Annotated in this window: 23 protein-coding genes; 16 read left to right on the forward strand and 7 right to left on the reverse strand. The window is 73.0% G+C overall.

The window, feature by feature from the left end:
* Positions 1–22: 22 nt before the first annotated feature.
* Complete coding sequence (locus tag AC0B9F_RS01665; RefSeq protein ID WP_471998207.1) at positions 23–847, reverse strand: peptidoglycan recognition protein family protein; 825 nt, start codon at positions 845–847, stop codon at positions 23–25.
* 197 nt (positions 848–1,044) lie between these two features.
* On the opposite strand from AC0B9F_RS01665, the gene AC0B9F_RS01670 reads away from it, so the two are divergent.
* A complete protein-coding gene (locus AC0B9F_RS01670; protein WP_471998980.1) occupies positions 1,045–2,229 on the forward strand; it encodes a MarP family serine protease in 1,185 nt (394 codons plus the stop codon).
* 13 nt (positions 2,230–2,242) lie between these two features.
* Here the strand turns inward: AC0B9F_RS01670 and AC0B9F_RS01675 are convergent, their stop codons facing one another.
* Positions 2,243–2,740 carry a GNAT family N-acetyltransferase gene (locus AC0B9F_RS01675; RefSeq protein WP_471998208.1) on the reverse strand — a complete coding sequence of 166 codons (498 nt, stop codon included), beginning with the start codon at positions 2,738–2,740 and terminating at the stop codon, positions 2,243–2,245.
* Between the two features lie 71 nt (positions 2,741–2,811).
* On the opposite strand from AC0B9F_RS01675, the gene AC0B9F_RS01680 reads away from it, so the two are divergent.
* Together AC0B9F_RS01680 and AC0B9F_RS01685 are read left to right on the forward strand one after the other, a co-directional pair.
* Positions 2,812–3,705, forward strand: a complete 894-nt coding sequence (locus AC0B9F_RS01680) for a TIGR01777 family oxidoreductase (protein ID WP_471998209.1) — start codon at positions 2,812–2,814, stop codon at positions 3,703–3,705.
* Positions 3,706–3,877: 172 nt separating this feature from the next.
* Positions 3,878–5,251, forward strand: a complete 1,374-nt coding sequence (locus AC0B9F_RS01685) for an NAD(P)/FAD-dependent oxidoreductase (RefSeq protein ID WP_471998210.1) — start codon at positions 3,878–3,880, stop codon at positions 5,249–5,251.
* Between the two features lie 372 nt (positions 5,252–5,623).
* Here AC0B9F_RS01685 and AC0B9F_RS01690 read toward each other — a convergent pair whose 3' ends face one another.
* Positions 5,624–7,063: a regulator gene (locus tag AC0B9F_RS01690; RefSeq protein ID WP_471998211.1), complete on the reverse strand. Its 1,440-nt coding sequence runs from the start codon at positions 7,061–7,063 to the stop codon at positions 5,624–5,626.
* A gap of 233 nt (positions 7,064–7,296) precedes the next feature.
* Between AC0B9F_RS01690 and lipB the strand changes: the two genes are divergently transcribed.
* From lipB to AC0B9F_RS01710, 4 genes are all read left to right on the forward strand, one after another.
* Positions 7,297–8,094, forward strand: coding sequence for a lipoyl(octanoyl) transferase LipB (lipB, locus tag AC0B9F_RS01695; RefSeq protein ID WP_471998212.1), 798 nt, complete (start codon positions 7,297–7,299; stop codon positions 8,092–8,094).
* A gap of 73 nt (positions 8,095–8,167) precedes the next feature.
* Positions 8,168–9,157 (forward strand): lipoyl synthase, encoded by a 990-nt coding sequence (gene lipA, locus AC0B9F_RS01700; RefSeq protein WP_471998213.1) that lies wholly within the window; start codon positions 8,168–8,170, stop codon positions 9,155–9,157.
* A gap of 229 nt (positions 9,158–9,386) precedes the next feature.
* A complete protein-coding gene (locus AC0B9F_RS01705) occupies positions 9,387–9,611 on the forward strand; it encodes an SCO2195 family GlnR-regulated protein (protein ID WP_471998214.1) in 225 nt (74 codons plus the stop codon).
* Positions 9,612–9,785: 174 nt separating this feature from the next.
* Entirely contained in the window at positions 9,786–10,487 is a 702-nt protein-coding gene (locus AC0B9F_RS01710; protein ID WP_471998215.1) for a DUF4191 domain-containing protein, read from the forward strand.
* A 126-nt stretch (positions 10,488–10,613) separates the two neighbouring features.
* Here the strand turns inward: AC0B9F_RS01710 and AC0B9F_RS01715 are convergent, their stop codons facing one another.
* Entirely contained in the window at positions 10,614–11,081 is a 468-nt protein-coding gene (locus tag AC0B9F_RS01715; protein ID WP_471998216.1) for an RDD family protein, read from the reverse strand.
* A 210-nt stretch (positions 11,082–11,291) separates the two neighbouring features.
* Here AC0B9F_RS01715 and glnA point away from each other — a divergent pair, with 210 nt between their 5' ends.
* From glnA to pspAB, 4 genes are all read left to right on the forward strand, one after another.
* Entirely contained in the window at positions 11,292–12,701 is a 1,410-nt protein-coding gene (glnA, locus tag AC0B9F_RS01720; protein WP_471998217.1) for a type I glutamate--ammonia ligase, read from the forward strand.
* Positions 12,702–12,825: 124 nt separating this feature from the next.
* Positions 12,826–13,083 (forward strand): SCO2583/SCO2584 N-terminal domain-containing protein, encoded by a 258-nt coding sequence (locus tag AC0B9F_RS01725; protein ID WP_471998218.1) that lies wholly within the window; start codon positions 12,826–12,828, stop codon positions 13,081–13,083.
* 99 nt (positions 13,084–13,182) lie between these two features.
* Complete coding sequence (htpX, locus tag AC0B9F_RS01730; RefSeq protein ID WP_471998219.1) at positions 13,183–14,103, forward strand: zinc metalloprotease HtpX; 921 nt, start codon at positions 13,183–13,185, stop codon at positions 14,101–14,103.
* 2 nt (positions 14,104–14,105) lie between these two features.
* Entirely contained in the window at positions 14,106–14,690 is a 585-nt protein-coding gene (gene pspAB, locus AC0B9F_RS01735) for a PspA-associated protein PspAB (protein ID WP_471998220.1), read from the forward strand.
* A gap of 34 nt (positions 14,691–14,724) precedes the next feature.
* On the opposite strand, the gene AC0B9F_RS01740 is transcribed toward pspAB, so the two are convergent.
* Positions 14,725–15,039: a hypothetical protein gene (locus AC0B9F_RS01740; protein WP_471998221.1), complete on the reverse strand. Its 315-nt coding sequence runs from the start codon at positions 15,037–15,039 to the stop codon at positions 14,725–14,727.
* 83 nt (positions 15,040–15,122) lie between these two features.
* Here AC0B9F_RS01740 and AC0B9F_RS01745 point away from each other — a divergent pair, with 83 nt between their 5' ends.
* Together AC0B9F_RS01745 and AC0B9F_RS01750 are read left to right on the forward strand one after the other, a co-directional pair.
* Positions 15,123–16,760: an alpha/beta fold hydrolase gene (locus tag AC0B9F_RS01745; protein ID WP_471998222.1), complete on the forward strand. Its 1,638-nt coding sequence runs from the start codon at positions 15,123–15,125 to the stop codon at positions 16,758–16,760.
* Positions 16,761–16,856: 96 nt separating this feature from the next.
* Positions 16,857–18,044: a winged helix DNA-binding domain-containing protein gene (locus AC0B9F_RS01750; protein WP_471998223.1), complete on the forward strand. Its 1,188-nt coding sequence runs from the start codon at positions 16,857–16,859 to the stop codon at positions 18,042–18,044.
* An 88-nt stretch (positions 18,045–18,132) separates the two neighbouring features.
* Here the strand turns inward: AC0B9F_RS01750 and AC0B9F_RS01755 are convergent, their stop codons facing one another.
* Positions 18,133–18,459, reverse strand: coding sequence for a hypothetical protein (locus AC0B9F_RS01755; protein WP_471998224.1), 327 nt, complete (start codon positions 18,457–18,459; stop codon positions 18,133–18,135).
* Positions 18,460–18,715: 256 nt separating this feature from the next.
* On the opposite strand from AC0B9F_RS01755, the gene AC0B9F_RS01760 reads away from it, so the two are divergent.
* Complete coding sequence (locus AC0B9F_RS01760) at positions 18,716–19,075, forward strand: arsenate reductase family protein (RefSeq protein WP_471998225.1); 360 nt, start codon at positions 18,716–18,718, stop codon at positions 19,073–19,075.
* A 140-nt stretch (positions 19,076–19,215) separates the two neighbouring features.
* Positions 19,216–19,944 carry an RlpA-like double-psi beta-barrel domain-containing protein gene (locus tag AC0B9F_RS01765; protein ID WP_471998226.1) on the forward strand — a complete coding sequence of 243 codons (729 nt, stop codon included), beginning with the start codon at positions 19,216–19,218 and terminating at the stop codon, positions 19,942–19,944.
* Positions 19,945–20,013: 69 nt separating this feature from the next.
* Here the strand turns inward: AC0B9F_RS01765 and AC0B9F_RS01770 are convergent, their stop codons facing one another.
* Entirely contained in the window at positions 20,014–20,874 is an 861-nt protein-coding gene (locus AC0B9F_RS01770; RefSeq protein WP_471998227.1) for an alpha/beta fold hydrolase, read from the reverse strand.
* 87 nt (positions 20,875–20,961) lie between these two features.
* On the opposite strand from AC0B9F_RS01770, the gene AC0B9F_RS01775 reads away from it, so the two are divergent.
* A complete protein-coding gene (locus AC0B9F_RS01775; RefSeq protein WP_471998981.1) occupies positions 20,962–21,390 on the forward strand; it encodes a MarR family transcriptional regulator in 429 nt (142 codons plus the stop codon).
* Positions 21,391–21,428: the final 38 nt, after the last annotated feature.

The raw sequence follows: 21,428 nt of genomic DNA on the forward strand, positions 1-21,428 counted from the left end.
CGTGCCGGACGGACCCCCGGCCCTAACCGCCCGCTTCCGTCACGGGATCACCGCGGCCCTGGAGGCGGGCCGCCTGCTCCCTGATGGCGGGCAGGCGGGCGATGAGGGCGGCGCCCGGGCAGGTGGTCTCGTAGGCGTCGCGGTGGGCGGCGACCGCCGGAAGCCGGGTGGTGGCCCCGCGCGGGAAGCGGCTGCCGCTGTTGCTGGAGGTGAGGCGGGAGGTGCCGCGCGGGTCGACGTCGGCCGGGCCGAGCTTCCAGGCGATCAGCGCGGCGATCGCGTCCTCCATGGCGCGCGGCACCGGCGTGCCACCGGTGAAGGTGCCGATGGCGGCGACGCCGGCGGTGCGGTGGTTGAAGCCCTGGGTGTGGGCGCCGGTGACCGGGCGGTCGACGCCGCCGGCGCGGCCCTCGTAGATGGTGCCGCAGCGGTCGACGAGGAAGTTGTAGCCGATGTCGTCCCAGTCCCGGCCTCCCGTCTGGCCGGTGTAGACGTCCCGGATGATCCGGGGCGTGTCGGCGCAGTCGTAGGCGTTCGGGGTGTCGGTGTGGTGGACGAAGACGGCGACGACCTCGTCGTCGTAGCGCGGCGGTGGCTGGCTCGGCCGGGCGCCGGCGCGGAACCAGGCCGCGCGGGGCACGATGCGCGGCGCGGGCGCGGTGTGCGGCGCGGGACGGGCGGCGAGCGGCCGGGAGGCGGGTGCGGCGGCGGTGGCGGCGCGCTCCACGCCGGTCGCGCACAGCACCAGGGCGACGGCTGCGGCCACACCCGGCAGACAGGCGGCCACGGCGAAAGCGGGGCCCGGTATCCGGGGGCGGGCGCGGGCGGTCTCGCGCGCTCTTCGCATGACTCCCACTGTGGGTGCGCCGCGCCGGTCCCGCATGTGTGGTGTGCCACCCGGTGGAACCATCGTCCCGGTCCGGGGCGTTTCCCGGGGTACCGGGGCCGTGACCGGTTGGTGGACGGCTGATCATCCGGCCCCTGGCGCGCGTACCCAGGGATGCCCCTGGCCGCGTGACCAGGGGGCGAGAGAAAGGCGGCTTCGTGGACCTGCTCGACATCGTGCTGCTGCTGGTGATCCTCGCGTACGCGGGCTCCGGCTACCGGCGCGGTCTGGTGGCCGGGTGCGTCTCGCTCGCCGGGTTCGTGGGCGGCGCGGCGATCGGCGTGTGGGTCCTGCCGTGGGTGATGCGCCTGGTGGCGCCGGGGACGACCGCGGCGACGGTCGTGGCGGTGTTCACGGTGCTGGTGCCGGCGGCGGTGGGGCACGAGCTGGCGGGGCGGCTCGCGCTGCGGCTGCGGCGGGAGCTGGACCGGGGTCCGCTGCGGGTGGCCGACGGCGTCGGCGGCGCGGCGGCCAACGCGCTCGCCGTGCTGCTCGTGGCGTGGGTTGCCGCGAGCGTGCTCGGCGCGTCCTCCACTCCCCTGGTGACCAGCGCCATACGCGACTCGCGGCTGCTCGGCGCGGTGCAGGACGCGATGCCGGACACCACGCCGGCGTGGTTCTCACGGGCCACGTCCGCGCTCACCGAGGCGGGTTTCCCGCAGGTGTTCAACCCGTTCGAGAACGAGTCGACGGCCGAGGTGCCCCGGCCCACCGGGGACGACGTCACGGCGGCCGCCACCGACGCGGCCAAGCTGAGCACGGTGAAGATCGAGGGCGCCGCGGGGACCCAGGGCCGTGAGGGCAGCGGCTTCGTGTACGCGCCGCGGCACGTGATGACCAACGCCCACGTGGTGGCGGGCATCGACCGCCCGGGCGTACGGGTGGGCGGCGCCGGCCGGACGTACGACGCGCGGGTGGTGCTGTTCGACCCGGACCGGGACGTGGCGGTGCTGTACGTGCCGGACCTGAAGGCGCCCGTGCTGCGCTTCGACGACGGCGCCCGGCGCGGGGACCGGGCGGTGGTGGCCGGCTATCCGCAGGACGGCGACCTGAACCTGCAGGCGGCGACGGTCGCCGGCCGCGTGCACGCCACCGGGCAGAACATCTACAACGACGCCACGGTGACCCGCGAGATCTACTCGATCCGCTCGACGGTGCGCCCGGGCAACTCCGGCGGCCCGCTGCTGACCACCGACGGCCGGGTGTTCGGCGTGGTCTTCGCCCGTTCCACCTCCGACGACGAGACGGGTTACGTCCTGACGGCGGCCGAGGTGGCCGAGGACGCCGGGCAGGCGGCGAACGCCACGGAGGCGGTGGACACGGGCCACCTCGTCACGTCGTAGCGGGTGGCGGGCGTCAGACCAGCCGCTTGCCCATCATCACGTCGTCGACGTACGCGCCGTCCAGGAAGAACTCCTCCGGCTGCACGCCCTCGACGACGAAGCCCTCCGACTCGTACAGGGCGCGCGCCCCGGTGTTGTGCCCGAGGACGCGCAGGGTGATGCGCCGGAACCCCTTGCCGCGGGCCTCCGCCTCGGCCGCCCGCAGCAGCGCCCGCCCGACGCCCCGGCCGCGGGCCTCCTCGGCGACGGCGAGGCCGCGGAGGTAGCGCACGTGCGCGTTCGAGGGGAGCGGGGTGGGCGTGCCGAGGCGGACGTACCCGACGACGCGGCCGTCGATCTCGGCGACGAGGTGGGCGGCGGGTCCGGCGTCCTCCGGGAAGAAGGGCGCGTCCGGCGCGGGCGGCCCCGACACGGAGTGCAGGGGGGACCACACGGCGCGGTCGAGGCGGCGCAGCGCATCCTCGTCCTCGGCTCGGGCGGTACGTATGAACGACGGGTTCGGATCGGGCATGCCGGTCACCCTATGGGGACAGCGCACGCGTCTCACCGCGTTTTCACGCGGCGCCGGAGAGGATGTCGGTCATGCACCCTGCACGCATCGCGGTGGCCGGCGCGTCCGGCCTCATCGGCAGCGCCCTGGCCCGTTCCCTGACCGCCGAGGGGCACCGGGTGGTGCGTCTGGTGCGGCGCGACCCGGCCGGCCCGGACGAGATCCGCTGGGACCCGGAGCGGTCGTTCGTGGACAGCGCGGGACTGGAGGGCTGCGACGCCGTGGTCAACCTCGCCGGGGCCGGGATCGGCGACCGCCGCTGGAGCGAGGCGTACAAGGCGCGGATCCGCTCCAGCCGGGTACAGGGCACCCGGACGCTCGCGCGGGCGCTGGCGTCCCTGGACGCGCCGCCCCGGGTGTTCGTGAACGGCAGCGCGATCGGCATCTACGGCGACACGGGCGAGCGCCCCGTGGACGAGGACGCGTCCCCCGGCACCGGCTTCCTGCCCGAGCTGTGCGTGGAGTGGGAGGCGGCGACGGAGGCGGCCCGCGCGGCCGGGGTGCGGACCGTGCTGCCGCGGACCGGCCTGGTGGTGTCGCGGTCGGGCGGCGCGTGGGGCCGTCTCCTCCCGCTGTTCCGTGCGGGGCTCGGCGGCAGGCTGGGCGACGGCCGGCAGTACTGGTCGTTCATCGCGCTGCACGACGAGGTGGCCGCGATCCGCCACCTGATGGACCGCGCGGACCTGTCGGGCCCCTTCAACCTCACCGCCCCCGAGCCCCTGACGAACGCCCGGATCACCGAGGCCATGGCCCGCGTGCTGAACCGCCCGGCCCTGCTGCCCGTCCCGGCCGCGGCGCTGCGCCTGGCCCTGGGCGAGATGGCGGGCGACGTCCTGGGCAGCCAGCGCATCCTGCCCACGCGCCTGCTGCAGTCGGGCTTCACGTTCGCCTTCCCCGGCATCGAGGACGCGATCCGAGCGGCGTGAGACAGAACCGGGGACAGATGTGACCGTATGCGACCGGCGTGCGCCCGTGCCCTGTCCATGCGCGACTGTCCCTGACCGATCACCGCCCTAACCTCGATCCGAACTCGGGTATCCGGGACGCCCGTTGGGGGCATGACGTCTCCACCGGCCGCGCAACCTCGAGGAGGGGCACGTGCTTGAGCCCGCGTACCAGGCAGACGTCGTCGTCGTGGGAGCCGGGATCGCCGGACTCTCGGCAGCGCATCGGCTGACCAGCGCAGGAGTCACCACCGCGGTACTGGAGGCCGCCCCCTGCGTGGGCGGCCGCATGGCGACGGAGAAGGTCGACGGCTTCCGGCTCGACCGCGTCGGCCAGCTGCTGTCCACCGCGTATCCAGAACTACAGCTGACCCCGGGACTGGACGCGCTGACCGTGCGCCCCTTCGCCCCCGGCGTCCTGCTGCACAGCGACGGCCGCCATCACCACGCCGGCGCCACGGCGGCCGGTGGGCGCACACGGAGCACCGGGGGCGCACGGGGCGCACTCCACGTGGTGCGCGCACTGGCCAACGCGCCCCGTACCGCAGCCGCCCCCCGGGCACGCGCGAGCGCCCCGCTCGGCACGCCCGTCGACCAGGCCCGCCTCGTGCCGGCCCTGACCCGGCTGGCCGGCCTGCCGATCGACGAGGTCCTCTCCCGCCCGGAGACCGAGGCCGGCCGGTCCCTCACCGCGCGCGGCCTGCCCGCCCGCACCGTCGAGGGCTTCCTGCGCCCCCTGCTCGCCGCCCTGCTGTGCGACCCGGAACTGACCACGTCCAGCCGCTGCGCCGACCTGGCCCTGCGCGCCTTCGCCGCGGGCGGGCTGTGCCTGCCCGAGGGCGGTGCCGACGTCCTCCCCGACCTGCTGGCCCGCACCCTGCCACCGGGCACCGTGCACACCGGCGTCCGCGTCACCTCGGTCGCCACGACCTCCGTGACGACCGCGGAGCACGGCGTCTTCCGCTGCCGCGCGGTCCTGATCGCCACCGACGCCCGCACCGCCGCGGAACTCATGCCGGGGCTGCGGGTGCCGGACTTCCACCCCGTGACGGTCGTCCACCACACGACGGACGACCCGCCGCGCACGGACACCGCCCTGCTCCTGGACGCCGACCGCGGCGGCCCGGTCGCCCACACGGCGGTGATCAGCCGCGTCGACCCGGCCCGCGCCCCCGCGGGCCGCGCCCTGATCTCCTCCACCGTCCTCGGCACCCCGCCCCCGGACGTGGACACCGCCGCCCGCCTCCACCTGGCCCGCCTCTACGGCACCTCGACGGCCCGCTGGGAAACCCTCGCCGTCCACCACACCCCCGAAGCCGTCCCGGCCATGCGCCCCCCGCACGACCTGCGCAAACCGGTACGCCTCCTGGCAGGCCTCTACATCTGCGGCGACCACCGCGACACGAGCACGGTCCAAGGAGCCCTCCACTCCTCCCACCGAGCAACGACAGCCCTGCTGACCGACCTAGGCATGACAGGCTCCCTCCACCGAGCAGACCCCACCTCCACGATGCCGAGAGCGGCGTAGCAGCTAGCGACGACGGCCGGCACCCGCCGACGGCGGGAAGGGGCCGGGGTGGGGGGTGCCCGCCCGCAGCGTCCGGCACCGGGCAACGGCGCCCCTCGTCGGAGACGGGCGGCCGGACCGAGGACGGACACCCCCCACCCCGGCCCCGACTCAGAAACCGGCCGCAAGCGCTACCGCAATCGACCACGCACCCGCACGGGCCGCCGCAGGCACAAAAGGGGCGCGGGGAACGGCGCGACCAGCCACAACGAACCCGCACAGGCCGCCGCAGGCAAACGCGACCAGCCACAACGAACCCGCACAGGCCGCCGCAGGCAAACGCGACCAGCCACAACGAGACCCGCACACGACAACGCACCCGCAGACGACCCGCTAAGCCAGCGCAGCGACCCGCTCCCGATACCCCCGAACAGCCGCAGCATCGCGATACGGCTCCAACCGCCGCTCGAACTCCCGCACATACTCCACCGCCCGCACCGACCGCATCTCCGCCGCCGCCCCCGCCGCCTCCGCCCCCAGCCGGCACGCCTGCTCCAGCTCGCCGAGCCCCAGCCGCGCCGTCGCCAGCACCACCGTGCAGAACAGCCGGCTGCGCGCGTACCCGCTCCCCCGCAGCTGCAGCGACCGTTCCGCATGCTGCGCCGCCGCCCGGAACTGCTGCAGATCGCGGTGGCAGTGCCCGAACTCGTCCGCGAGCTGCGCCTCGTCGAAGAACCGCGCCCAGTGCGGCACCTCGTCGCCGCCCCGCGCCGCCTCCATCGCCCGCTCGGCGCGCACCAGGGACGCGGTGCAGGACCGCACCTCCCCCAGCACCCCGTGCCCCCGTGCCTCCGCCGCGTGCAGCAGCGCCTGCACCACGGGCGGCACCCCGGCCCCCACCCCCTGCTGCGCCACCCGCGCCAGCTGCACGGCCTCGCGCCCGTGCCCGAGATAGACGGCCTGCCGGCTCATCGTCACCAGCACGTACGCCCCGTACGCCCGGTCCCCCGCCGCCTGCGCGAGCCGCAGCGCCTGCACGAAGTACCGCTGCGCGAGTCCGTGCGCGGCGATGTCGTACGACGTCCATCCCGCCAGCCGCGTCAGATCGGCCGCCGCGGCGAACAGCCGGCGCCCGGTCTGCTCCCCGTACACCCCGCGCAGCATCGGCTCGCACTCGTGCTCCAGGTACCGGACCAGCGCCTGCCGCGCGTGCCCGCCGCCGTAGGTGTCGTCGAGCGTGCGGAACAGCTCGGCGACGGACCGCAGCGCCGCGATGTCCCCACCGGAGACCCGCACGGCGGGCGGCCGCTCGGACCGTGCCCGCTGCTGCGGCACCACCGCCGGCCGCCCCTGCGGCGGCACCCGCACCGGCGGCTCACCGCGCGCGACCTTGTCGTCGGACCGCCCGATCAGCCAGTCCCTGCTCGGCACGACCAGCCCCGCCGGTGTGAAGGCGATCTTCCGCAGCTCGGCATGGTTCCCGGAGTCCTTGCGCCACAGCCCGCTGACGATGTCGATCGCCTCGTCGGGGGTCGCGGCGAACTCCAGCCCGGCGTACACGGGGGCGCACGCGTCGAGACCGAGGTCCTGGGCGGTGAGCCGGCGCCCGAGCCGCCGGGTGAACACCTCGGCGATCAGCGCCGGTGTCGTCCCGCGCGGCTGCTGCCCCCGCAGCCACCGCGTCACGGACGTCTTGTCGTATCTGAGGTCCAGCCCGTGTTCGAGCCCGAGCTGGTCCACGCGACGGGCGAGACCCGCGTTGGAGAACCCCGCTTCTGCGATGAGCGCGGCGAGCTGTCGGTTGGGCGTGCGCTGCGCGGGTCGTTCCGTCATCTGCGGTGCGGTCTCCTGCCTTCCAGGCCTGTTGTGGTGCCCGGAGCGCCTGTGAGCAGCCCTTATGGCCTCTTGGACGGCGCGAATGTAGCGGAGCGTAAGCAGGCGATCGCACACTTCCCCACCCATTCATCCGATCGTGTGAGGATTGCCCGCAGGGCTGACGCGTCCGAGGCAGTCGTACAGTGGCGTGGGCGCGTTTCATGCCTTACGACTTCGAGGAGGCGCTTGCCGTGAGTGAGCTGCGGTTCGTCCGCATGGGGTTCGGCGCGGACATGGTCGACTACCGGATCGCCTGGGACGAACAACGCCGCGTGCACGCCGCCCGGTTCGCGGACGAGGTGCCTGACACGTGTCTGCTCCTGGAGCACCCGCCCGTGTACACCGCCGGCCGCCGCACCGCGCCCGAGGAGCGCCCGCTCGACGGCACCCCCGTGATCGACGTGGACCGCGGCGGCAAGATCACCTGGCACGGCCCGGGCCAGCTGGTCGGCTACCCGATCCAGAAGCTGCCCCGCCCGGTGGACGTGGTCGCCCATCTGCGCCGTCTGGAGGAGGCGATGATCCGGGTGTGCGCCGAGTTCGGCATCGAGACCTCGCGCGTCGAGGGCCGGGCCGGTGTCTGGGTGCTGGGCGACCCGGTCGAGGAGCGCCCCGCCCTCGGAGGACTCACGCTCGACTTCGACCCGCGCAGCACCGACCCCGAGTTCGACCCACGCCTGAACGGCCCCGAGTACGCCCCGTCCAACGCGGGCCAGCGCCGCGAGGACCGCAAGATCTGCGCCATGGGCGTCCGCGTCGCCAAGGGCGTCACCATGCACGGCTTCGCCCTGAACGTGAACCCGGACACCTCCAACTTCGACAAGATCATTCCCTGCGGTATCCGCGACGCGGGCGTGACGTCGCTCTCGTACGAACTCGGCCGCGAGGTCACCATCGAGGACGTGCTGCCCGTCGCCGAGCGGCACCTGAAGGACGTCCTGGAGAACGCGGACCTCAAGCCGCGCCCGGTCGAGCCGTCCGCGGCCTGACGCGGCACCGGACATGCAAATCCACGGGCGTACCCTTGAGGGCGCCGAAGAATCAATCGCTAGGGAGCCGGTCGTGTCCGCAGTCGCACCCGACGGACGCAAGATGCTGCGCCTGGAGGTCCGCAACAGCCAGACCCCCATCGAGCGCAAGCCCGAGTGGATCAAGACCCGGGCGAAAATGGGTCCCGAATACTCGAAGATGCAGAACCTCGTGAAGAGCGAGGGCCTGCACACGGTCTGCCAGGAAGCCGGCTGCCCGAACATCTACGAGTGCTGGGAGGACCGCGAGGCGACCTTCCTCATCGGCGGCGACCAGTGCACCCGGCGCTGCGACTTCTGCCAGATCGACACCGGCAAGCCCGAGGCGCTCGACCGGGACGAGCCGCGCCGCGTCGGCGAGTCGGTCGTCACGATGGACCTGAACTACGCCACGATCACCGGCGTCGCGCGCGACGACCTGGAGGACGGCGGCGCCTGGCTGTACGCGGAGACCGTGCGCCAGATCCACCAGCAGACCGCGGACCGCGAGGCCGGCCCCACCAAGGTCGAGCTGCTGGCCCCCGACTTCAACGCCGTCCCGGAGCAGCTGGCGGAGGTCTTCGCCTCCCGCCCCGAGGTCTTCGCGCACAACGTCGAGACGGTCCCGCGGATCTTCAAGCGCATCCGCCCGGGCTTTCGCTACGAGCGCTCGCTGAAGGTCATCACCGAGGCCCGCGACTTCGGCCTGGTCACCAAGTCCAACCTGATCCTCGGCATGGGCGAGACCCGCGAGGAGGTCAGCGAGGCGCTCAGGCAGCTGCACGACGCGGGCTGCGAGCTGGTCACCATCACGCAGTACCTGCGTCCCTCCGTCCGCCACCATCCGGTGGAGCGCTGGGTGAAGCCGCACGAGTTCGTGGAGCTGCAGCAGGAGGCCGAGCAGATCGGCTTCTCCGGCGTGATGTCCGGCCCGCTGGTCCGCTCCTCCTACCGCGCCGGCCGTCTGTACCGGATGGCCATCGAACAGCGGCAGTCGGCCGCTCCGCAGCCGGGTGGGGAGTTCGTCGCCGCGCAGGCGGTGTGAGAGCCAACCGTGTGAAGTCACGCACAAGGTCCTACTGACCAGTAATGACCGGTTCGACGCGGTCCTGACCGTCCTCGCAGATGAGGGCACACGTCAGGGCCGCGTCGTCGTTCACACCTCGCGTTCCAGGGTTTCATGCGCGTTTGACCGGTCGGTCACGTCCTGGTAACACCGAACAGTGACCCTGTTATCACGCCCCGTACACCCATCCCGAGGGGGGACCTCGACGATGCAGGCCGCGCCCGTCAACGACGTCATGCCGCACGGCACCCGCGCCACCGCCATCCCGTCCTTCACCGACGCGCTGCGCGCCGTCGAGTCGCTGCTGATGAGCAGCGGCCAGCGCACCGCCCGCCGCAACGCCTGGAACTCGGTCCTGGAGGACCGCCGCCGGGCCAAGGACCGGGTGGAGGCCGAGCACTTCCTGAAGCAGTCCACGAGCGCGCGGCCCTGACCGGCCTCGCCCCTTCCGCCCCGGGCCCCCACCCCGGGCCGGATCACGGGCCGCGCGCCGGAACGCGCCTCGGCCCCCGCCCGGCCCTCCGCCCGGCGCCCCCGCCCGGCCCTCCGCCGCGGCCGCCGGGCACTGCCGTCGTCGGCGCTCCCGGGGCCACGTAGACTTCGTGGCATGGCGAGGAAGGAAAACGCAGCGGACGCTGCGAACGCAGGGCGACTCAAGCAGATCGCCCTCACGTACAAGATGACCCGTCGGGCCGACAAGAAGATCGGTCTCGTACTCGCGGCTGTCGGCATCATCACCTTCGGTGTCTTCCTCGCGATCGGTTTCCTGATCGGTCACCCCATCTATCTCGGCATCCTGGGCCTGCTGCTCGCCTTCCTCGCGTCGGCGATCGTCTTCGGCCGCCGCGCCGAGCGGGCCGCCTTCGGGCAGATGGAGGGCCAGCCCGGCGCCGCGGCGGCGGTGCTGGACAACGTCGGCCGGGGCTGGACGACCACCCCCGCGGTGGCGATGAACCGCAGCCAGGACGTGGTGCACCGCGCGGTCGGCAAGGCCGGCATCGTGCTGGTGGCCGAGGGCAACCCGAACCGGGTCAAGACGCTGCTGGCCGCCGAGAAGAAGAAGATGAACCGCATCGTCGCGGACGTGCCCGTGCACGACGTGATCGTGGGCACCGGCGAGGGCCAGGTCGAGCTGAAGAAGCTGCGCACCACCATGCTGAAGTTCCCGCGCGTGCTCACCGGCCCGCAGGTCACGGCGACCAACGACCGACTGCGCGCCCTGGGCGACCTGATGAGCAACATGCCGCTGCCCAAGGGCCCGATGCCCAAGGGCATGAAGCTCCCGAAGGGCGGCCCGAAGGGCCGCTGAGTCCCTGTGTACGACGAAGGGGGCGCCCGGAATCACCGGGCGCCCCCTTCGTCGTACACATCTGTCGCTTTGGCGTACGAACCTCTCGCTGTGCCGTACGCATCGGTCGCTGTCGGTCGCCGTGGGCTAGACCCGGACCTCGACGGTCTTCGCCAGCCGGTCGTGCAGGCCGCGGCCGTCGCGGTCCCAGATCAGGGCCGGGATCGCCAGGCACAGCAGCACCGAGCGCACCAGGGCGCGCAGCGGGTTGACCGTGCCGGTCTCCAGGGCGACGACCCGGACGCCGAACAGGCGCTTGCCGGGGGTGAAGCCGATCGTGCCGACGGTCAGGACGCTCAGCGCGAAGAAGATGAGCAGCGCCCAGTTGCTGGTGGCCGGCGAGTAGCCGTCGGTGATGAGGCCGTATGCGATCAGCACGCTCAGGCCCCAGTCGACGGCGAGGGCGCCGAGCCGCCGGCCGGGCCGGGCGATCGAGTTCGGTCCGCTCTCCGGCAGACCGAGCTGCTCGCCCCGGTAACCGAAGTCGGCGCCCGCGTCCTCCATGGCCGCGCGGGGACCGGACAGCCACGATCCGATTGCTTGCCTGTTGTCCACCCGTACACGGTACTGCGCCCGTATATGACCGGGGCACGGCGGGGTGTGTCGGGGATAGCCTGGAACCGGGCCCGGTTAACTTCAGCGAAACAAATGGGTCACGCCCGAGAAATCACCCGTCCCTAGGGTCGAGTGGAGCGTGTGCCACCGCACTGGCCGCACGACCGATCAACCACCCCCGGCGAGGCGGTCGGGAGTAGGAGGAGCTGGATGTTCCAGAACGCCGACGAGGTCAAGAAGTTCATCGCGGACGAGGACGTCAAGTTCATCGACGTCCGCTTCTGCGACCTGCCGGGTGTCATGCAGCACTTCTCGCTGCCCGCCGAGGCGTTCGACCCCGACGAGGAGCTGGCGTTCGACGGGTCGTCGATCCGCGGCTTCCAGGCCATCCACGAGTCCGACATGGCGCTGCGCGCGGACCTGTCGACCGCGCGCCTGGACCCCTTCCGCCGCGACAAGACGCTGAACATCAACTTCTTCATCCACGACCCGATCACGGGCGAGCAGTACTCCCGTGACCCGCGCAACGTGGCGAAGAAGGCCGAGGCGTACCTGGCGTCGACCGGTATCGCCGACACGGCGTACTTCGGTCCCGAGGCCGAGTTCTACGTCTTCGACAGCGTGCGCTTCAAGACCTCGGAGAACGAGTCCTTCTACCACATCGACTCCGAGGCCGGCGCCTGGAACACCGGTGCGCTGGAGGACAACCGCGGGTACAAGGTCCGCTACAAGGGCGGTTACTTCCCGGTCCCGCCGGTCGACCACTTCGCCGACCTGCGTGCCGAGATGTCCCTGGAGCTGGGCAGGTCCGGCCTGAAGCTCGAGCGCCTGCACCACGAGGTGGGCACCGCTGGCCAGGCGGAGATCAACTACCGGTACAACACGCTGCTCGCCGCGGCGGACGACCTCCAGCTCTTCAAGTACATCGTGAAGAACGTCGCCTGGCGCAACGGCAAGACGGCGACCTTCATGCCGAAGCCGATCTTCGGTGACAACGGCTCGGGCATGCACGTGCACCAGTCGCTGTGGAGCAACGGCGACCCGCTGTTCTACGACGAGGCCGGTTACGCGGGCCTGTCGGACACCGCCCGCTACTACATCGGCGGCATCCTCAAGCACGCCCCCTCGCTGCTGGCCTTCACCAACCCGACGGTGAACTCCTACCACCGCCTGGTGCCGGGCTTCGAGGCGCCGGTGAACCTGGTGTACTCGCAGCGCAACCGCTCCGCCGCGATGCGTATCCCGATCACCGGCTCGAACCCGAAGGCCAAGCGCGTCGAGTTCCGCGCCCCGGACGCCTCCGGCAACCCGTACCTGGCCTTCTCGGCGCTGCTCCTCGCGGGTCTGGACGGCATCAAGAACAAGATCGAGCCGGCCGAGCCGATCGACAAGGACCTCTACGAGCTGGCTCCCGAGGAGCACGCGAACGTCGCGCAGGTCCCGACCTCCCTCGGCGCGGTCCTCGACCGCCTGGAGGCCGACCACGAGTTCCTCCTCCAGGGCGACGTCTTCACGCCGGACCTGATCGAGACGTGGATCGACCTCAAGCGCACGAACGAGATCGCCCCGCTCCAGCTCCGCCCGCACCCGCACGAGTTCGAGCTGTACTTCGACGTGTGACCGGCACCCGCCGAGCACTCGGCGGCTGAGAGCGTCCGGCGCCCCTGCCTCCCCCTCCCGGGAGGCGGGGGCGCCGTCTTCTGTACGATGCGGGCAAGGACATGACACACGGGGGGTGTTTCCCATGCCCGAACTCGATGATTTCGACCAGGAGTTCGATCACCGCTGGGCCGGATCGGCCGCGTACAAGGAGCCCTCGGCGCGCGCCCGCATGCTGGCCGCGCGCTGGAAGGACAACCCACCGGAGCCGGTCCCCTTCCGGGCCGACCCGGCCCCTCTCAGCCCGCGCCGCTCGTCCTGGTCGTCCACGGCGATGGTCTTCGGCTGCGTCCTCGGCGTGATCGTCCTGCTGGGGTGGGCCCAGCTGCGGGCGATGCGCTAGGGACTTTTGCCTGTGCTGGAGCCGTTCGGAACCCCTTCATGGGCGGGTGTGGGTGCACACTGGCAGTGGGGCGAGTGCCTTAGTGCGGGGTGATGTGAGATGCAGAGCCGCTTTGCCGGTGATCGGCGGCTGACCGTGCGGATGTCGGTCACGCTGTTCCTGCTCGGGCTGCTGTACGTCGGGTTCGTGGCGGCGCTGATCGTGCTGCTGAGGTCCTGGGTGCTGGTCGTCGTCCTGGTCGGGGCGATGTTCGTGGCGCAGTTCTGGTTCTCCGACAAGATCGCCATGTTCGCGATGCGCGGGCGGGTCGTGGAGCGGGAGGAGTACCCCGGGCTGCACGCGGTCGTCGACCGGCTGTGCGCGATCGCCGACATGCCCAAGCCGGTGGTCGCCGTGTCCGAGATGGACATGCCGAACGCGTTCGCGACCGGCCGCAACCCCGATCACGCGGTGGTCTGTGTGACCACGGGGCTGCTGCGGCGGCTGGAGCCGTCCGAGCTGGAGGGTGTGCTGGCCCACGAGCTGTCCCACGTGGCGCACAAGGACGTCGCCGTGATCACCATCGCGTCGTTCCTCGGGGTGCTGGCCGGTCTGATCGTGCGGTTCGCCTTCTACTCGCAGCTCTTCAGCAGCGGCCGCCGGGACCAGAACACCGCCGCCGTCTTCGCCATCGTGATCGGCGTCGCCGCGGCCGTGTACGCGATCAGCTTCCTGCTCATCCGGGCCCTGTCCCGCTACCGGGAGCTGGCCGCCGACCGCGCGGCCGCACTGCTGACCGGGCGGCCCTCGGCGCTGGCGTCCGCGCTGACGAAGGTCTCCGGCGACATCGCCCGGATCCCGACGAAGGACCTGCGCACCGCCCAGGCGTTCAACGCCTTCTACTTCACCCCGGCGACCGGCTCCGAGCCCGGCATCGAGCAGTATTTCTCCACCCACCCGACGCTGCAGCAGCGGCTGGACCAGCTGGGCCGGATCTCCGCCGAGCTGGGCGAGGCGCAGGCGCCCGGGAAGGCGGGCTGAGCATGGGCCTGCTGGACATCCTGCTCGGCCGTACGAAACCGGTCGCGCCCGATCTGGACCAGCTGTTCGCCCTGCCGTCGGCGGCGGTGACGCTGCAGGCGGCGGCCGGTTTCACCCCGACGGGGCAGGGCGCGGTGTGTTTCGCGACCGTCGAGGGCGCGGCGTTCGAGCAGACGCACCGGGAGGTGCAGGCGCTGCTGGACGCCGACGCCGGCCGCTCAGGCCCGCCCGTGCGGCTGACGCAGGACGACTACGGCTACTCCTGGCTGGTCTCCCACCGCTCCCCCGACGAGCTGCCCCAGCTCGTCAACGATCTGCACGCGGTGAACAGTTCCATGGAGGTCAACGGCTTCGGCCCGCAGCTGCTGTGCTCCCTGGCCGGCTTCCGCGACGACCGCGACCGCCGGCTGGCGCTGGTGTACCTCTACAAGCGGGGCACGTTCTATCCGTTCGCGCCGCTGCCCGGCCCGGCCGAGCGGCGCGACAACGCGCTGGAGCTGCAGATCAGGGCGGCCCTGGCGAACGACCTGCGGATCGAGCAGGATCTCGCGCGCTGGTTCCCGGTGTGGGGCGCCCCCGGGCTGTGACACTCGGGGACGCCCGTCATCGGGAGCGGATCGTTCACTTTCCGCGTTCCTGGCGGCGGGCTTCAAAGGGGCGTTCGCGGCGGTAGCGGCGCTCCCACTCGGCCTGCTGGTCCCGGCGGGCCCGGTACGCCCGGTAGGGCCTGTCGTTTGGATCAACCCGGCGTCGCGGAGCCTGGCACGCGGGCGCGGAGCCCGGGGACGCCGGGGGCGTCCCGTTCGGCGCCGGGGAGGTGCCCCGCCCGTACCGCGCGTACAGGCAGAGCAGGACCACGGCGGCGAGCCACCGGACGGGGTCGGTGAAGCCCAGGACCACCAGGACCGCGGTCGCGGCCATGACGATGGTGCCCATGGAAGAAGGGCAGGGAGTCCGGCGAAAGGGACCCATCCGCTTTTTGCGCTGCGGCACTTGGGCGGTGTGAGTGAATGGGGCGCATGACCGAGTCCCTGTCTCCTTTCACACTCGACGTCGACGGCGAACGCCTCAGCGGGGTGTACGGCGGGGCCGGCGACGGCCCGGCCGCGGTGCTGCTGCACGGCGCCGGAGCCGGCAGCAAGGAGCGGCTGCTGCCGCTGGCCGGTGAGTTCGCGGCGCGTGGCTGCCGGGTGCTGGCCTTCGACTTCTCCGGGCACGGCGAGAGCACCGGCCTGCTGCGGCGCTTGAGCCTGCGGCGCCGCTTCGAGCAGGCCGTGGCGGTGATCGACGCGTGCGCCCCGGACGGGCCGCTGGTGCTGGTCGGGTTCAGCATGAGCGGGCAGACCGTCGCCGACCTGGTCGCCCACTACTCGCAGCGGGTCGCCGCGATCGGCCTGGGCGCGCCCGCCGTGTACGCGCCCGAGGCGTGGGAGCTGCCCTTCGGCAACGGCGACGCGCGCTTCAGCACGATCCTCCGCACGCCGGACAGCTGGCGTGCCTCCCGCGCGCTGGACGCCCTGCGCGCCTACGACGGCCGTGCGGTGCTCGCCGTACCCGGCACGGACGCGGTGATCCCGCCGGCCGTGACGGAGGCGGTGCAGGACGCGCTCACCGCCCGCGCCCAGTACACGCGCTTCGAACTGCCCGCCGCGGACCACCAGGTGGGGACGTGGCTGCGGGACCACGCCGAGGACCGGCGGGCGTTCGTGGCGGCGGTGCTCACCGGCCCGGACGACCGGGGCTGGACGGCCACGCGCGCGTGGGTGGCCAAGCAGCTGCCCGAGGGGCGCACGGTCACCGGCACGCGCGTGCTGCGGGGCGGGTGGAGTTCGCAGATGCGCCGCCTGACCCTGGACGACGGCGGCGCGCTGGTGCTGCGCAGCTTCGTCAAGCCCTTCTACCGCCGGCACGCCGAGAGCCTGCTGTCCCGCGAGGCGTCCGTGCTCGCGCTGCTCGCCGGTGCGGACGGCATCCCGGTGGCCGAGCCGGTCGCCGTGGACGCGGGCGCCGAGCACTGCGACCACCCGTCCCTGCTGATGACCCTGCTGCCGGGCCGGGTGCGCGTCGACGCGTGCGACGGGGAGGAGCTGGACCGCCGCCTGGACCTGCTGGCGGCCCAGCTGGTGCGCATCCACCGGGTGGTGCCGTCCGAGCGCCCGCGCCGCTACGAGGCGTGGACCTCCGCCGATCGGGCGCGCACCGCGCCGGGCGCGCTGTGGGAGCGGGCGGTGGACGTGCTGCGCCGCGAGCCGCCGGCGTACGAGGGCTGCTTCCTGCACCGGGACTTCCACCCGGGCAACGTGCTGTTCGACGGCTCGGGGGCCCAGCTGCGGATCAGCGGGGTGGTCGACTGGGTGGAGACGTCATGGGGCCCGGCCGATGTCGACGTCGCGCACTGCTGCACGGCCCTCGCCCTGCTGCACGGACCGGAACACGCACTCGCCTTCCGGCAGCGCTACGACGCCCACGGCGGGCGCCGGCTCGCCGACGGCCCGGACCACCTGTACTGGCGGCTGCTGGACGCCCTGGCCTACGCCCCGGACGCGGCGAAGCTCGCGGGGCCGTGGCGGGAGCTGGGCCGCACCGACCTGACCCCCGAGGTGCTGGGCGAGCGGCTGGAGGCGTACGTCGGGGGGCTGCTGGAGCGCTACGGCTGACGGACGACGGCGTCCTCGGGCCGCCTCCGGGGGCCGTTGTCAGTGGGGTCCTGGAAGATGGCGTCAGGCACCGGCGTGGGGACGGACGGAGGCGGTATGGGCGGGCGAGTACGGCACATCGGGGTGACGGAGCGGCGGGCACGGCTGGCGGTACGGCACCTGCTGGCGCCCCGGGCGCGGGCGGCGGCGCCGGAGGAGGTCGCCGACGCGCTGGTGGCACTGCACGGCACGGACCCGGCGACGGTGTATCTGGCCGTGGGCGCGCGGCTGGCGGATCCGGCCCGGACGGTCGCCGGGACGGAGCGGGCGCTGTACGAGGACGGCTCGCTGGTGCGGATGCACGGCATGCGGCACACGGTGTTCGTGTTCCCCACCGAGCTGACGGCCGTGGTGCACGCCTCGACCGGTCTGGCGGTGGCCGCCCGGGAGCGGGCCTCGCTGCTGAAGGACATGGCCGCGGCGGGCGCCCCGGACGCGGCCTGGCTGAAGGACGTCGAGGAGTCGGCGCTGGCCGCGCTGGCCCGGCGCGGGCAGGCCACGGCGGCCGAACTGGCCAAGGACGAACCGCGGCTGAGAGAGCAGTTCGCCTACGCCGCCGGCAAGAGCTACGAGGGCGTGCACACGGTCTCCTCCCGCCTGCTGCGCGTCCTCGGCGTGGAGGGCAAAGTGGTCCGGGGCCGCCCGCTCGGCTCCTGGACGTCGAGCCAGTTCCGCTGGGCGCCGGCCCCCGCGCATCCCGAGCTCGACGCCGCCGGCGCCCAGGCGGAGCTGCTGCGCCGCTGGCTCGCGGCGTGCGGCCCGGCAACGGAGGCCGACCTGAAGTGGTGGACGGGCTGGCGGGTGACGGAGGTACGGCGCGCGCTCGCCGCGATCGGGGCGCGCGAGGTGGCCCTGGACGAGGGCACGGGGTACGTCGTGGAGGGCGACGAGGAGCCGGGCGGCGAGGGCCCGGTGGAGCCGTGGGCGGCCCTGTTGCCGGGGCTGGACCCGACGGCGATGGGCTGGCAGCAGCGGGACTGGTGCCTGGCCCCCGCTCTGCGCCCCGCGCTGTTCGACCGCAGCGGCAACGTCGGGCCGACGGTGTGGTGGGACGGCCGGGTGGTGGGCGGCTGGGCGCAGCGGCCGGACGGGGAGATCGTGTGGCGGCTGCTGGAGAAGGACGGCGTGGGCCGTGACGCCGAGGCGGCGATCGAGGCGGAGGCGGAGCGGCTGCGGGGCTGGGTGGGGACGACCCGGGTGACGCCGCGCTTCCGTACGCCGCTGGAGCGGGAGCTGGCGGGCTGAACCCAGCCGACGCCGGGCACCGCCCTGAAGGACGGCACCCGGCGTCGGTCACCGGCTCACGGGCTCACCGGCTCACCGGCTCACCGGCTCACCGGCAGTAGCGCATGAGCGCGCGCACCATGTGGCAGGTGACGTCGGACGGCGGGTGGACGCCGATCGCCTCCGCCGTGTTCCGTATCGTCTCGTTGCGGGCCTGGCCCGGCGTGTAGACGCCGGAGTCGAGCAGGGCGATGGCCAGGCGCATGGCCTTCAGACGCCGGTTGTGCGTGATGTACCACTCGCGCGGACGGCCCGGCGGCAGCGGACGCTTCGCCTCCGGCGCGTACGGCGAGTCGAACAGCACCGGGTGCTTCGCGGTGGACTGGGTCGGCGACGGCTTGCGGGACGGCTTCGGGTGGAGTGCGGCAGCGGGCACAGGCATCCTCCTGTCGCGGTCAGGGAGTCTCCGGAGGCCCCGGCGTCTTCCCTCGAACACTACGTCAATTCTACTGCCCTGCACTGACAATCAGAGGCCCGCGCGGACCCGCAAAGACCCAGGTGAGGAAGGGAATTGAGGCCGCGTCACACCTGCTCCGCAAGGGGCGTATGAGACACCGGAAATTCGAACAGGTCTCGCCGGGGACCGGAGCCGTATCCACCCGACCGCCGACCCGCCCGGTAGCGTGAGCGGCATGGAAATCTGGATCAACCCGGCGTGCTCCAAGTGCCGCAGCGCCATCAGCCTGCTCGACGCCGAGGGCGCCGACTACACCGTCCGCCGCTACCTCGAGGACGTGCCGAGCGAGGACGAGATCAGGGACGTACTGGAGCGGCTGCGGCTGGAGCCGTGGGACATCACCCGCACCGGGGAGGCGGAGGCCAAGGAGCTGGGCCTGGCGGACTGGCCGAAGGACGACTCCGCGCGGGGCCGCTGGATCACGGCCCTGGCCGGGCATCCGAAGCTGATCCAGCGTCCCATCATCACGGCCGACGACGGCTCGGCGGTGGTGGGCCGTTCGGAGGAGGCCGTACGCGACGCGCTGTCCCGGTGAGGCGCGCGGCGGCCGGTGTCCGGGGCCCCGAAGTGCCTTGTGACGCAGGCCACTTCGGCGGTCGCCGTGACCGCTGAGCAACTCCGTTCGGTATCTCGTACATAGCGGCGTACGCTCCCCTACCTCTTCAGGAGGCGCGCATGTCGCGCAGGAGAACGCTCAGTACGAAGAAGAAGCTCGCGCTGCTGGTCACGGCCGCGGCGGTGGCCGGCGGCGGCGCCTTCGCCATGGCGAGCACCTCGAACGCCTCCCCGCCACCGCGGACCCTGTCCGCCGACTCGGGCGTGTGCCAGGGGCTCGCCACCGCCCTCGGCAACAACCAGAAGTTCATCGACGGCCAGCGGGCCGCCCCCGACGCCCAGTCGCAGGCGCGGATCGCCAACCGCCAGGCGGTCATCGAGGAGATCAAGCGCCAGCAGGCGGCGTCCGGCTGCGCGGTCGGGGAGTCGGCTCAGGACTCCCAAGCCGGGCAGAACGGACAGCAGTCGGGGCAGCAGGGCCAGGGCGGCGGACAGGGCCAGACCGGGCAGCAGGGGCAGGGCGGGCAGCAGATGGGGCAGCAGTCCGCGCCGCCCTCGCAGGCCGCCGGGGCGGGAAACGGTGGCGGTGCCGCCGCCTCTGCCCAGCAGGTCTGCAAGGGCTCGACGGTCACCCTCTCCGGTGAGGGCGGCGCCCCGGCCGCGTCCAGCAACCAGTTCCCGGCCGGGACGACGCTGAGGGTCACCAACCTGGACAACAACAAGTCCACGACCGTCCAGGTCACGTCGGTCTCCGGCAGCTGCGCGCTGCTGAACAACGCGGCCTTCGAACAGGTCCGCGAGCCCGGCAAGTTCCTGATCCGCCGGGCGCTGATCGAGAAGGTGGGGTGAGGCCCGTGGACAAGGTCAGTCGCTTCAGTCGCTTCGCTCGCCTCAGGCAGCTCGGTCGGCTCGGTCGGCTCAGTCGCTGAGGAATCCGCTGAGGCGGCGGCCCAGGTGCGGAGGCGCGGCGTGCGGCAGCGCGTGGTGGGAGACGTCCGGTACGACCTCCACGTCCGCCCGCGGCAGCAACGCCTCCGCCCTGGCCGCCACCTCCTGCGGGTCGTGGGTCCTGCTGTTCGCGGCCACGAGCAGCAGGACCGGCACGTCCAGGCCCCGCAGCGCCTGCGGGGCCGGGCGGGGGCCGGTGACCGGCTTGACGGCGGGGAAGCCGGTGGCCGCCTCCTGCAACCGCAGCCAGTCGGAGTCCAGCCGCGCCCCCGACGTCTCCCAGGCCAGGAAGGCCCGGGTGCGGTGGGGAGCGGGCCGCAGCAGCATCGGCAGCGCGTGCAGCAGGTACGCCGCCTTGAACCCGGCGAAGCACTGTGTCGGGTCCAGGAGGAACAGGCGGCGCACCCGGCCGGGCGAGCGCAGCGCGAAGTGGACGGCGATCCAGGCGCCGTAGGAGTGCCCGCCGAGGTCGGTCGCGGGGCCGGCGCCGAGGCCGTCCAGCAGCGCCTGGAGCCAGTCGCACAGGTCGGCGGCCGTGCGGGGGCGGCGGCCGGCGGGCACCTCGCTGCGGCCCGGGGCGCCGGGCAGGTCGACGGCGTACACGCGCCGGGTGCGGGCCAGTTCGGCGGCCTGGGCGTACCAGGAGGCCGAGGTCGCGCCCCCACCGCCGGGCAGGAGCAGCAGCGGGGGCGCGTCGCGGGGGCCGCAGACGTTGACGTACGCCGTGCCGTACGGGGTGGGTACGAGGACCGTCTCCCGCTCCGCCGGCCACTTCGCCATGACCGTGTCGTACGCCGCCCGGAAACCGTCCGGGTCGAAGCGGTCGCTCATCGCCGCACCCCCTATTATCTCGCTGAGCAAGATTCTTGTTGAGCGAGACGATAGCGGAGGCCGGCCGTGGTGTCCCCCGGACCCGAGATGGAGATCGTCCACCTGCTGCGCGCGGTGGCGGTCGAGCTGGGGCTGCACAGCGCCCGCTTCGCCCAGCGCAACGGCATGCACCCGACCGATGTGCGGGCCCTGATCGCGCTGATGGACGCTCGGCGGGCTGGTGAGGAGATGACGGCCGGCCGCCTCGGCGCCGAGCTCGGGCTGAACTCGGCCGGGACGACGGCCCTCGTCGACCGGCTGGAGCGGGCCGGGCACGCCCGGCGCACCCGGGGCCGGATGGACCGGCGGACGGTCGTCGTCGAGGTGGACGAGCGGGCCGTACGACTGGGCCAGGACTTCTTCGGACCACTCATCGGCCGGACAGTCGACCTGCTCGCAAGTTACGACGACCGCGAGCGGGCGGCGATCCGCGGCTTCCTCGCCGGGGTGCGGGAGGCGGCGGCCGACGACTCCTGAACCAGGGGGCGCAGGCCCACGCTGTCGCCGCTCAACCG

The organism is Streptomyces sp. NPDC097129, assembly GCF_055668065.1.